Consider the following 10926-nt stretch of genomic DNA (forward strand, 5'->3'; position numbering starts at 1 on the left):
CGGTCGGCTGCCCCGACTGCCGGTCCGGCTACCGCCCGCGCGCCGCGCGGGCGAGCCGTGTGCCCGCCGCCGCGCGCGGTCCGCTGTCGGCGGGCCCGCGCCGGGGGTGCACGGTGTTCGCGAGGAGCACCAGGAACGTGTCCGTCGCCGGGTCGATGACCAGGGACGTGCCGGTGAAGCCGGTGTGCCCGGCCGCGCCCCGGCCCGCGAGCTCGCCCATGAACCACGCCTGGTCGATGCCGAAGCCGAGGCCGGGCTCCGCCAGCATCAGCTCGACGAAGTCGGGACCGAGTATCCGGGCCCTGCCGTACGAGCCGCCGCACAGCAGGGTGCGGCAGAACACCGCGAGGTCGCGGGCTGTGGAGAAGAGGCCCGCGTGCCCGGCGACGCCGCCCAGCGCCCAGGCGTTCTCGTCGTGGACCGTGCCGCGCAGCATCCCCCGGTCGGCCTTCGCCCAGGGCCTGCGCTGGTCCTCCGTGGCGGCGGCGTCGGGGCGCGGCCCGAAGCCGGTGGCGCTCATCCCGAGCGGCCGGGTGATGCCCTCGCGGATGAGGGCGTCGAGGGGGCGGCGGGTGAGGCGCTCCAGGACGTGCTGGAGCAGCAGCATGTTCAGGTCGGAGTAGACGTACGTGCCGGGTTCGGTGAGCGGGGCCTCCGCGCGCAGGGCCGCGAGGCGGGCGGCATCGTCCGGGCTGTCGTACAGCGGGAGTTCGGGGCGCAGTCCCGAGGTGTGGGTGAGCAGCTGGCGGACCGTGATGCCGTGCTCGGCGGCGGCCGTGAACTCGGGGACGTACGCCCCGACGAGCGCGTCGATGCCGAGGGTGCCGCGCTCCAGCTGCTGCACGGCGGCCACCGTGGTGAAGAGCTTGGTGAGCGAGGCCAGGTCGAAGGGGGTGGTCGTGCGCATCGGCACACGCCACTCGCGGGGCAGCTCTACGCCCGCCTCGGCGACCGGGTCGTACGAGGCGTAGCGCACCGCCCAGCCCGTGGCCTCCTCGGCCGCGATCACCGGTCCCCGGCCCACGACCAGCACGGCGCCCGCGCACCAGGGGCGCGGCCCGCGGGGCAGGTCGCGCACCTCGCTGACGAGGCCGCCGATCTCGTCGGGGTCCAGGCCCGCGCGGTCCGGCGTGCCGGGGCGCAGGAGTCTCGGTGCGCTCAGTGGTCCGCCTCCGTCGGCTTGTGCTGCCAGGGGCGGCACAGTCCCACGAAGCAGGCGATGGCCGCCAGCGCGCAGACCAGTTGGACGACGGCCATCGGAACGGCCGTGTCCTCGCCCGCGATGCCGACGAGCGGGGAGGCGACGGCGCCGATGAGGAAGGAGGAGGTGCCGAGCAGCGCGGATGCGGAGCCGGCGGCGTGCGGGGTGCGCAGCAGCGCGAGGGACTGGGTGTTGGGCAGGGTGAGGCCCATCGACGACATCAGGACGAAGAGCCCGGCGGCGACGGGGAAGAGGCCGACGTCGCCGAAGACGCCGGTCGTCATGAGGAGCAGCGCCGTCGCGGCGGTCGTGATCATCGCGAGGCCGACGGCGAGGACCTTGTTGAGGCTGGTGCGGCCGACCAGGATCTTGCCGTTGATCTGGCCCGCGGCGATCAGTCCGACGGAGTTGACGCCGAAGAGGAGGCTGAAGGTCTGCGGGGAGGCACCGTAGATCTCCTGGATCACGAAGGGCGACGCGGAGATGTACGCGAAGAGCGCGGCGAACGCGAAGCCTCCCGCGATCATGTAGCCGGCGAAGGCGCGGTCGGCGAGGAGCGAGCGCATGGTGCGCAGCGCCTCGACGGTGCCGCCGCCGTGCCGCTTCTCGGGGGCGAGGGTCTCGGGCAGGCGCCGCCAGACCAGCAGGGTCAGGGCGGTGCCGACGACCGTGAGGACGACGAAGATGCCGCGCCAGTCGGTGAAGCGCAGGACCTGGCCGCCGATGAGGGGTGCGGCGACGGGGGCGACGCCGGAGATCAGCATCAGGGTGGAGAAGAAGCGGGCCATCTCCACGCCGTCGTACAGGTCGCGGACGATGGCGCGGGCGATGACGATACCGGCGGCGCCCGCGAGCCCCTGGAGGAGGCGGAAGCCGATGAGGAGCTCGGCGGTGGGCGCGAAGGCGCAGGTCGCGGTGGCGACGATGTAGACGAGCAGGCCGATGAGGAGGGGGCGGCGGCGGCCCCACTTGTCGCTCATCGGGCCGACGACGAGCTGGCCGAGCGCCATGCCCATGAGGCAGGCGGTCAGGGTCAGCTGGACGGTCGCGGCCGGGGAGTGCAGGGCGTCGGTGACCTCCGGCAGGGCCGGCAGGTACATGTCCATGGACAGGGCGGGGACGGCGGTGAGGCCGCCGAGCACGAGGGTGACCAGGGCTCCGGTACGACGGAGGGCGGCGGGGCCCTGTGGCTCCGCCGCCTTCGTTATCGGATGGTCTTCCGTGGCCTGCCCGAGCTCAGGCATCGCACCCCTCCCGGTAGCTGCGTGTGCCCCTCCATGGTCGCAGCTGCGGGCGGGTGGTACAGACCGGTTTCCGCTGCTCCCGCGCGGCCGGGCGGCGGCGCGGGGCGCGCGGGCTACGCCGGCTTCAGCCCCGGGTCGCCCGCCTCCGTCACGAAGGACGCCGCCGTCCTGATCGGGGCGCCGGGCGTCGTGACCGCGGAAACCGTCTTGAAGTCGGCCCTCGCGGACTCGCGGCCGAGGCCGACGGTGACGTAGCCGCGGCGGCCGTTGTAGAACTTCAGGTGCGGGTTGGCCCTGGTGTAGGTGTCCCAGTTGGCCGGCTTGTCCGCGCCGTCCTTGCCGCTCGCGATGGACGTGGCGACGATCTCCGTGCCGACGGTCCTGGACGACGGGTCGTCGAAGTCGGCCTTGATGTCGAAGGCGTAGCCGACGTGCACGTCACCGGTGAGGACCATGAGGTTCTCCAGGTCCGCGGCCTTCGCGCCGGCCAGGACCCGCTTGCGGGAGGCGCGGTAGCCGTCCCAGGCGTCCATGGAGAGCTTCGCCCGCTCGTTCAGGTCCAGCCTGCGCTCGGAGAAGGTGACCTGCTGCGGGACGACGTTCCACTGGGCGCGCGAGCGCCGCCAGCCGTCGATGAGCCAGCGCTCCTGGGTGGCGCCGGTGATGGTGCGCGCCGGGTCGTCCGACTCGGGTCCCGGCACGTGGGAGGTGTCGCCGTAGGCCTGGTCGGAGCGGTACTGCCGGGTGTCGAGGATGTCGAACTGGGCGAGGCGGCCCCAGGTCAGGCGCCGGTAGAGCTGCGCGTCGGGCCCTTCGGGCAGCTGCGGGCGGCGCAGCGGCTGGTTCTCCCAGTACGCGCGGTAGGCGGCGGCGCGGCGGAGCAGGAACTCGGCGGGCGGGTCGTCGTTCTCGGAGGTGTCGTCGGCGTAGTTGTTCTCGGTCTCGTGGTCGTCCCAGGTGACGACGAAGGGGTGGGCCGCGTGGGCGGCGCGCAGGTCGGGGTCGGACTTGTAGAGGGCGTACCGCAGGCGGTAGTCCTCCAGGTTCTTGGTCTCCTTGTTGAAGTGGGCGGGCAGCGTGCGGTCGGTGTAGTTGCGGGCGCCGCCGACCGCGTTGACGGCGTACTCGTAGAGGTAGTCGCCGAGGTGGAAGACGACGTCGACGTCGTCCTGCGCCAGGTGCTTGTACGCGGTGAAGTAACCGTCGTGGTACGCCTGGCAGGAGACGGCGGCGAGGGTGAGGGCGCCGGGGCGGCTGCCCGCGGCGGGCGCGGTGCGGGTGCGGCCCGTCTCGCTCACCCACGTGCCGGTCCTGAAGCGGAAGTAGTAGGTGCGGCCCGCGTCGAGGTGGGCCGCCTCGACGTGCACGGTGTGGCTGAACTCGGGGTGCGCGGTGACCGTGCCCCGTCTGGCGACGCGCCGGAAGCGGGCGTCGTGGGCGAGCTCCCAGTGCACGGTGACGCGCTCCTGGGGCAGGCCGCCGCCGGGCTCGTAGGGGGCGGGCGCCAGGCGGGTCCACAGGAGGACCGAGGAGGGCAGCGGGTCGCCGGAGGCCACGCCGAGCGTGAAGGGGTTGTCCTTGATGCGGCGGGCGTCGAGCTCGGCGGCGCCCGCGACGCCCGCGGTGGGCAGGTTGGTGGCGAAGGCGAGCGCGGCGGCGGCGCCGGTGACGGTGAGGAACCGGCGGCGCCCCAGGTGACGGGCGGCGGCGCGGATCTCGGGTGCGTGCTGGCCTGCGGATGTCATGTGGCCCTCCCCTGACGATTGGTGTCACGGGCATGCAAGTGCCGGGGGACGACGTCAGCCTGTCGCGTACACAACAGCCACATGGCGGGCGGATGAGCTCCGCGTGGACGCCCCTCCCGTACGCTGCGGGGCCATGAACGCTGAGCGAACTGCCGCAACGAACGCCCCGGAGACCGCCCCTCGGACCGCCCGTCGGACCGCCGTGGTGACCGGCGCCGGATCCGGCATCGGCCGCTCCGTCGCCCTCGAACTGCTCGCGTCGGGCTGGTCGGTGGCGCTGGCGGGCCGCCGCGTGGAGACGCTGGAGGAGACGGCCGCCCTGGCCGCCGCCGGGCACGGGGTGCAGGACGGCGCCACCCTCTGCGTACGCACGGACGTGTCGCGGCCCGAGGACGTGACCGCGCTCTTCTCGCGCGTGGGCGAGCACTTCGGGCGCCTGGACCTGCTCTTCAACAACGCCGGCACGTTCGGCCCCGGCGGCGTCCCGGTCGAGGAGCTCCCCTACGACGCCTGGCGCCACGTCGTCGACACCAACCTGAACGGCGCGTTCCTGTGCGCGCAGGCCGCCTTCCGGCAGATGAAGGAGCAGGACCCGCAGGGCGGGCGGATCATCAACAACGGGTCCGTCTCGGCGCACGCGCCGCGCCCGAACTCGGTCGCGTACACCACGACGAAGCACGCCCTGACCGGCCTGACGAAGTCGCTCTCCCTGGACGGCAGGCCGTTCCGGATCGCCGTCGGGCAGATCGACATCGGCAACGCGGCGACCGACATGACCGAGCGCATGCAGTCCGGGATCCTCCAGGCGAACGGCCAGTTGGCGAGCGAGCCGGTGATGGACGTGGCGGACGTGGCCCGCACGGTGCGGCACATGGCGGAGCTGCCGCTGGAGGCGAACGTCCAGTTCGCGACGGTCCTCGCGACCAACATGCCCTACGTCGGGCGGGGCTGACACACGGCGGGAGCGGCGGGGCCGGACGAGAGGGCGGCGGGGCGGCGCGTCCCCGCCGCCAAGATCTCCACAAGTGGAATAAGGGTTACCGCATCAATCGGGGTGCGCGCTCCCTTTATGCTCGGCTTCTCTCCACGAGAACTTCACACTTGGAGCACGTCTTGCGCATACGCACCGCCGCCCCCGCCGTCCTCGCCGCCACCGCACTGTCGGTGTCCCTGCTCGCCGCGTCCCCGGCGACGGCGGCGACCGCACGCCACCAGGGCGGTCTGCACCTCGGCTACATCCAGTACGACAGCCCGGGCCGGGACACCCGCTCGAACTCCTCGCTGAACGCGGAGTGGGTGAACATCCACAACAACACCCGCTCCGCGATCCAGCTCAAGGGCTACAAGCTCAAGGACGACACCGGCTACACGTACACCTTCGGCAGCTACAAGATCGGCGCGGGCAAGACCGTCAAGGTCCGCACCGGCAAGGGCAGCAACGCCTCCGGCGTGCGCTACTGGGGACGCGGCAGCTACGTGTGGAACAACACGAGCGACAAGGCCCGGCTCATCAAGCCCAGCGGCTCGCAGCAGGACTCCTGTTCCTGGACGCGGAGCGACTCCGGTCACAAGAGCTGCCACTGACCACCATCAGGGGGAAGGGGCAGGGCGACCGCTCCGCGGTGACGTTCCCGCGGTGGGGGCCGCGGGAATGACGCGCGCCGCGGAACGGTTGCCCTGCGACATGACGACGAACACCGACTCCTCCCCCGGCGCGGCCCCCGCCCCCGAGGTCCTGCGCTACACCGCCTTCACGACCGACCCGGGCGGCGGCAACCCCGCCGGGGTCGTGCCGGACGCGACCGGACTCGACGACACGGCGATGCTCGCGATCGCGGCACGGCTCGGATACAGCGAGACGGCGTTCCTCACCAAGGACGCCGACGGCTCCGGAGGAGTCGGTGATTCCGGCGGCTCCGGAGACTCCAGAGACTTCGCAGGCTCCAGAGAGCGCCAACGGGCCTATACCGTCCGCTACTTCAGCCCCGAGGCCGAGGTGCCCTTCTGCGGGCACGCCACCGTGGCCGCGGCGGTGGCGCTCGCCGAGCGGGGCGGGGCGGCGGGCGCCGACGGGCCCGGCGACTACGTGTTCGCCACCCCGGCGGGCACCGTGCCCGTCACCGTCGCCGCCGACCCCGAAGGCGGCACGCTCCGCGCGACGCTCACCAGCGTCGCCCCGCGCGTCGAGGCGGTCGCGGCGGACGACGTGACCGAGGCGCTGGCCGCGCTCGACTGGGACGCGAAGGAACTGGACCCGCTGCTGCCGCCGCGCATCGCGTTCGCGGGCGCCCGGCACCTCGTGCTGGCCGCCGCGACCCGGGCGCGCCTCGCCGACCTCGCGTACGACTTCACGCGCCTGGCCACGCTGATGCGCCGCCTGGACCTCACCACCGTCCAACTGGTGTGGCGGGCCTCGGAGTCCGTCTTCCACGTCCGCGACCCGTTCCCGGTGGGCGGGGTCGTGGAGGACGCGGCGACGGGCGCGGCAGCGGCGGCCTTCGGCGCGTACGCCCGCGAACTCGCCCTGGTTCCCGCCGAGTCCGTCCTCACCCTGCACCAGGGCGAGGACATGGGGCGGCCCGGCGTGCTGACGGTGACGCTGCGGGACGGGGACGCGCGGGTACGGGTGAGCGGAGCGGCGGTGCGGCTGCCGGACGTGTCCGGGGGCACTGTGGACGGTCGGGCCTGAGAGGTCAGGCCTGGCCCGTCTCGAAGCGGGAGACCTTGGCGCCGTCGACGGTGAACCGCCACTTCGTCCGCATCTCGCCCCACGTGTCGTTCCGGTACGAGACGAGCAGCGTCCGGCCGCCGTCCGATTCCGACTCGACGTCCATGTGGCCGTGGGAGGAGAAGACCTCGCGGTCCGTCCAGTCCGCGATGTCCCGGTCGGAGCCGTCGTCCGACATGGTCGCGCCGGGCGCGAGCAGGGCGTCGAAGGCGGGCTTGTCGTGGGCGTTCACCGCGGTGACGAAGGCCCGGACCGTGGGGTCACCGAGCCGGTTTACCTGAATGCTCATGGGCCCACGGTCACACCGGGCGGCCCGCCGCGCCACCGCTGCCGCACCGCACGGGTCACCCGGACGGCCCCGCGGGCCGGGTGCCCCGCGCGGGTCCGGTGGACGGTGGAGGCGGACGCCACCGCCGCCCGCCGAGGGCCAGAACCGGGAGTTCCCCATGACCACCTGCACCTGCCTGGACCGACGTGACCTCGGGCTGCTGCTGCTCCGCGCGGGCACCGGCGGCGTGCTCGCCGCACACGGCACCCAGAAGCTGTTCGGCTGGTTCGGCGGCGGGGGCGTCGGGGGCACCGGCGCCTTCATGGAGTCCGTCGGGTTCGCGCCCGGCCGGCTGAACGCCGTCGTCGCGGGGCTCGCGGAGGCGGGCGGCGGACTGCTCCTCGCGCTCGGCCTCGCGACGCCCGCGGCGGGCTCGGCGGCGGCGGGCGCGATGGCCGGCGCCGCGGCCCTGCACACCCCGAACGGCTTCTTCAGCCAGGGTGGCGGCTACGAGTACCCGGCGTTCCTCGGCATGACCGCCGCGGCGCTCGCCGTCACGGGCCCCGGCCGGTACTCCGCCGACCACGCGCTCGGCCACTCCCTCAACCGCGGCTGGATGGTGCCCGCCGCGCTCGCGGGGACGGCGGTCGGGGTGCTCGTGACGCTCGGGGCCAGGAACAAGAACCTGCGCGCGGCACAGGAGGCGGGCGAGGGCTCCTCGTCGGCCGCGTAGCCGCCGTGGCAGGCCGCTCCGTCGCCGTGACAGGCTGCGGGGCATGGACGACGATCAGCAGGGCCCGCCGCAAGCCCGCACAGACCCGTGGGACACCGTCGACCACCTGTATGAATGGCTCGATTCCCACAACGAGAAGGCTCCTCAAGAGGCCTTGCTCCTAAGGATGCTGAAGCTGTCGGAGGAGGTCGGCGAGGTCGCGCAGGCGGTCATCGGCGCCACCGGCCAGAATCCGCGCAAGGGGACCACGCACACCTGGCAGGACGTGCAGGGCGAGCTCTGCGACGTCATCGTCACGGCGATGGTCGCCCTGCGCACGCTCACCCCGGACGCCCGGGACGTCCTGACCGCGCATCTGCGCCGCGTCGCCGAGCGCTCCAAAATCTCTGTCCCGCCCACCGCGTGACGGTCTAGCCTCCCCGCACATGACCACTGACAACGATCACCCTCCGCGTCTCACCCGCCTCGCCTTCCACAACCCCCTCTCCGAGGACCGCGCCCGGCGACTCGTCGAGCGGCTGACGGCCGCTGATCCGCGCACGGTGCTCGATCTGGGCTGCGGCTGGGGCGAGTTGATGCTCCGCGTCCTGGCGGCCGCCCCGCGGGCCACCGGCATCGGCGTCGACCTCAACGCCGAGGACCTGGACCGCGGCCGCGCGGGTGCGGTCGAACGCGGGCTCGGCGGCCGGGTCGTCTTCGCCGAGGAGTCGGCGACGGACACCGCGCGCGGGCCCGCCGACCTGGTGCTCTGCCTGGGCGCGAGCCAGGCCCTCAGCTCCGCCCCGCCGGCCGTCGCGGCCGGGGAGGCGCTGCGGGAGCTGCGCCGCCTGGTCAACCCGGGCGGGCGCGTCGTGCTCGGCGAGGGCTTCTGGCAGCGCACGCCCACCGAGGAGGAGCTCGCCGCCATGTGGCCGGACGCCGACGCCGGTGACCATCTGTCGCTGGGCGATCTGGTGGACGCGGCGGTCGGGGCGGGGTTCCGCCCGCTGTGGGTGGAGACGGCGAGCGCGGAGGAGTGGGAGGAGTTCGAGTCCGGTTACCGCTCCGACGTCGAGGAGTGGCTCGCCGCGCACCCGGACCACCCGCTGGCGGCCGAGACCCGCGCGCGTGTCGACGCCCAGCGTTCGTCGTGGCTGCGCGGCTACCGCGGGGTGCTCGGCATCGCGTATCTGACGTTGGTGCCCGTGGGCTGAGGCGGTCGGGGGCGCACGGACCACCGCCCCGCCCCACCGCTACTGCCCGAACCACGCCTCGGCGAGCGCGTCGAGCGTGGGCTCGGGCGGGGCGGGCAGTTCCCGCAGGTACCAGGGCAGGTTGCTGTACACGTGGAGCAGGGTGTACGCGAGGAGTTGGCGCGGATCGTACGCCCGCCCGTACGCCTTCATGAAGCGGGCGAGCAGGCCCGGCTCTGCGCGCGTGACGAAGAGACCGACGGCCACGAAGTCGTACGCCGGGTCGCCGATCATGGCGGGCTCGAAGTCGAGGAGTCCGGTGAGCCGCTGGCCGCCGTCCGGGGAGACGGTCAGATGCTGACGCATGAACTCGGTGTGCAGCAGGGCGCGTTGCCGCTCTGCGCGCGCTTCGGCGACCGGCAGTTCGACGGAGTCGAGGAAGCCGGGGATCTGCTCGAGCCAGCTCTCCGGCAGCCCGCGCGCCCGCTGCCGTGCGACCGCTCCGGCCCGCTGCCCGTCGACGAACGCGTCCCAGTCACCGGGGCCGAGGACGTCGGTGAGCGGTTCCGGGTCGAGTGCGTGGAGCGCGGCGAGCGCCTCGGCGGCGTCGGCGACGATCCGCTCCCGGCCGGCGCGCGGGATGCGCGGCCAGGCGACGGCGAGGTCCTCGCCGGGCAGGCGGGACATCAGGAGGTAGCGCCAGCCGGTCTCGTACGTTCCCTCCTCGTGCAGCCGGGGCGTGGGCAGGGGGAGGCGGCCCTCGACGTGGCGCAGCACGCGCGCCTCGGTGATGCCGTCCCGGGCGGCCGAGCCGGGGAAGAGCTTCAGGACGTGGGCGTCCCCCACGGCGTAGACCGGCTGGGAACCTTCGGGGAAGCGGGTCAGCGGCGCGCCGGCGAGCCCCAGCCGGGCGCACAGGTCCGCGGCGGCGGGCCGCACGATCCCCTCGTCGGGGACGACGCGGTCCCACTCCTCGTCCGTGGTCACCTCGGGCAGCATGATCGGCACGGTAGCCGCGGGCGGGGCGGGGCCGCGAGCGGGTTTCGGTGACGGTGGACGATCGGGGCCGGACGCGGCCCGGGCGCGGGAAGGGCGGCGCCCCCGCGCTCCGGAGGCGCCGCCCGCCTTCCGCGCCGGGGCCGCGTCCGGCCCCGCGCGCGTCAGGTCCTGGTCAGAACACGAACGGTCCCGGTGCCTGCGCCGACGTGCCGTTGCAGGTGACCGTGAGGCCGAGGACCACGATCGTCAGGGACTTGCCCTCCAGGCTGTCGCCCGCGGCGACGGTGCCGGTGAGGGGTCCGGTGGAGACGGCTCCGCCGGCCGGTATGGCCGGGTTGGAGTTGCCGGTGAAGTCGGTGGTCCCGGAGCCGTTCCTGGTGAGGGTGAGGGTCGAGTCGACGGAGCCCGCGCCGATGTCGATCGGGGCCGTGATCGCCGACGTCGACACCTCGATGGTCGCGCTGGTGCCGTCCTGGGAGGCGGTGAGTGTCGCCGTCCCGGAACCGTACGATCCGCAGTCGAAGGAGAGGGTGGCGCTCTGCGGCTCCACGGCGCCGGCCGCGGGTGCCATCGCGAGTGCTCCGACGGCGAGCGCGCCGGCGCCCAGGGCCGCGCCGATTCCTCTGCCGAATCTGCCATGTCGCATGGAGGACCTGCCTTCATGAGGTGGGGGGAGCGAGGGGGGATGCGAGTGCCGGGCCGCCGACCGCGTTCCGTGGACCGCGTTCCGTGGACCGCGTTCCGTGGAACGTCTTCCGCCGAACCACGTTCCGCAGACCGCGTCCCGACGGATTCTGACGGGTAGTCAGCAGCCTGGATCGCTGCCCATTGAGGCA

Annotated in this window: 12 protein-coding genes; 6 read left to right on the plus strand and 6 right to left on the minus strand. The window is 73.6% G+C overall.

The window, feature by feature from the left end; genetic code table 11:
• Positions 1–28 precede the first annotated feature (28 nt).
• From ACZ592_RS28675 to ACZ592_RS28685, 3 genes are all read right to left on the minus strand, one after another.
• Entirely contained in the window at positions 29–1201 is a 1173-nt protein-coding gene (locus ACZ592_RS28675; RefSeq protein WP_471584543.1) for a serine hydrolase domain-containing protein, read from the minus strand.
• Positions 1159–2445 (minus strand): multidrug effflux MFS transporter, encoded by a 1287-nt coding sequence (locus ACZ592_RS28680; RefSeq protein ID WP_471584544.1) that lies wholly within the window; start codon positions 2443–2445, stop codon positions 1159–1161. Before ACZ592_RS28680 ends, ACZ592_RS28675 begins: the two co-directional genes overlap by 43 nt.
• A 113-nt stretch (positions 2446–2558) precedes the next feature.
• Entirely contained in the window at positions 2559–4190 is a 1632-nt protein-coding gene (locus ACZ592_RS28685) for an alkaline phosphatase D family protein (RefSeq protein WP_471584545.1), read from the minus strand.
• A gap of 133 nt (positions 4191–4323) precedes the next feature.
• Here ACZ592_RS28685 and ACZ592_RS28690 point away from each other — a divergent pair, with 133 nt between their 5' ends.
• The 3 genes from ACZ592_RS28690 (at position 4324) to ACZ592_RS28700 (ending at position 6879) form a co-directional block, all read left to right on the plus strand.
• A complete protein-coding gene (locus tag ACZ592_RS28690; RefSeq protein ID WP_471584546.1) occupies positions 4324–5142 on the plus strand; it encodes an SDR family oxidoreductase in 819 nt (272 codons plus the stop codon).
• Between the two features lie 161 nt (positions 5143–5303).
• The gene (locus tag ACZ592_RS28695) at positions 5304–5774 is read left to right on the plus strand and encodes a lamin tail domain-containing protein (protein ID WP_471584547.1); all 471 of its coding nucleotides are present in this window, start codon (positions 5304–5306) and stop codon (positions 5772–5774) included.
• A 100-nt stretch (positions 5775–5874) separates the two neighbouring features.
• On the plus strand, positions 5875–6879 hold the full coding sequence (locus ACZ592_RS28700) for a PhzF family phenazine biosynthesis protein (RefSeq protein WP_471584548.1): 1005 nt from the start codon (positions 5875–5877) through the stop codon (positions 6877–6879).
• Positions 6880–6883: 4 nt separating this feature from the next.
• Here the strand turns inward: ACZ592_RS28700 and ACZ592_RS28705 are convergent, their stop codons facing one another.
• Complete coding sequence (locus ACZ592_RS28705; RefSeq protein ID WP_471584549.1) at positions 6884–7207, minus strand: nuclear transport factor 2 family protein; 324 nt, start codon at positions 7205–7207, stop codon at positions 6884–6886.
• Positions 7208–7364: 157 nt separating this feature from the next.
• Between ACZ592_RS28705 and ACZ592_RS28710 the strand changes: the two genes are divergently transcribed.
• The 3 genes from ACZ592_RS28710 to ACZ592_RS28720 are packed head-to-tail and all read left to right on the plus strand — an operon-like array spanning position 7365 to position 9112.
• Entirely contained in the window at positions 7365–7919 is a 555-nt protein-coding gene (locus ACZ592_RS28710) for a DoxX family membrane protein (RefSeq protein ID WP_471584550.1), read from the plus strand.
• 43 nt (positions 7920–7962) lie between these two features.
• Positions 7963–8325 (plus strand): MazG-like family protein, encoded by a 363-nt coding sequence (locus tag ACZ592_RS28715; protein ID WP_471584551.1) that lies wholly within the window; start codon positions 7963–7965, stop codon positions 8323–8325.
• A gap of 19 nt (positions 8326–8344) precedes the next feature.
• Positions 8345–9112 (plus strand): SAM-dependent methyltransferase, encoded by a 768-nt coding sequence (locus ACZ592_RS28720; protein ID WP_471584552.1) that lies wholly within the window; start codon positions 8345–8347, stop codon positions 9110–9112.
• Between the two features lie 39 nt (positions 9113–9151).
• Here the strand turns inward: ACZ592_RS28720 and ACZ592_RS28725 are convergent, their stop codons facing one another.
• Both ACZ592_RS28725 and ACZ592_RS28730 read right to left on the minus strand, forming a co-directional pair.
• The gene (locus ACZ592_RS28725; protein ID WP_471584553.1) at positions 9152–10090 is read right to left on the minus strand and encodes an aminoglycoside phosphotransferase family protein; all 939 of its coding nucleotides are present in this window, start codon (positions 10088–10090) and stop codon (positions 9152–9154) included.
• A 172-nt stretch (positions 10091–10262) separates the two neighbouring features.
• A complete protein-coding gene (locus ACZ592_RS28730) occupies positions 10263–10736 on the minus strand; it encodes a hypothetical protein (protein ID WP_471584554.1) in 474 nt (157 codons plus the stop codon).
• Between the last annotated feature and the right edge of the window lie 190 nt (positions 10737–10926).

The sequence above is a fragment of the Streptomyces sp. NPDC040622 genome (assembly GCF_055593965.1).

Excerpts from the sequence above, each read along its gene's own strand:
- ACZ592_RS28685 (WP_471584545.1), bottom strand. The coding sequence starts at position 4,190 with ATGACATCCGCAGGCCAGCACGCACCCGAGATCCGCGCCGCCGCCCGT.
- ACZ592_RS28725 (WP_471584553.1), bottom strand. The coding sequence starts at position 10,090 with ATGCTGCCCGAGGTGACCACGGACGAGGAGTGGGACCGCGTCGTCCCC.
- ACZ592_RS28710 (WP_471584550.1), top strand. The coding sequence starts at position 7,365 with ATGACCACCTGCACCTGCCTGGACCGACGTGACCTCGGGCTGCTGCTG.
- ACZ592_RS28700 (WP_471584548.1), top strand. The coding sequence starts at position 5,875 with ATGACGACGAACACCGACTCCTCCCCCGGCGCGGCCCCCGCCCCCGAG.
- ACZ592_RS28690 (WP_471584546.1), top strand. The coding sequence starts at position 4,324 with ATGAACGCTGAGCGAACTGCCGCAACGAACGCCCCGGAGACCGCCCCT.
- ACZ592_RS28715 (WP_471584551.1), top strand. The coding sequence starts at position 7,963 with ATGGACGACGATCAGCAGGGCCCGCCGCAAGCCCGCACAGACCCGTGG.
- ACZ592_RS28720 (WP_471584552.1), top strand. The coding sequence starts at position 8,345 with ATGACCACTGACAACGATCACCCTCCGCGTCTCACCCGCCTCGCCTTC.
- ACZ592_RS28730 (WP_471584554.1), bottom strand. The coding sequence starts at position 10,736 with ATGCGACATGGCAGATTCGGCAGAGGAATCGGCGCGGCCCTGGGCGCC.
- ACZ592_RS28705 (WP_471584549.1), bottom strand. The coding sequence starts at position 7,207 with ATGAGCATTCAGGTAAACCGGCTCGGTGACCCCACGGTCCGGGCCTTC.
- ACZ592_RS28680 (WP_471584544.1), bottom strand. The coding sequence starts at position 2,445 with ATGCCTGAGCTCGGGCAGGCCACGGAAGACCATCCGATAACGAAGGCG.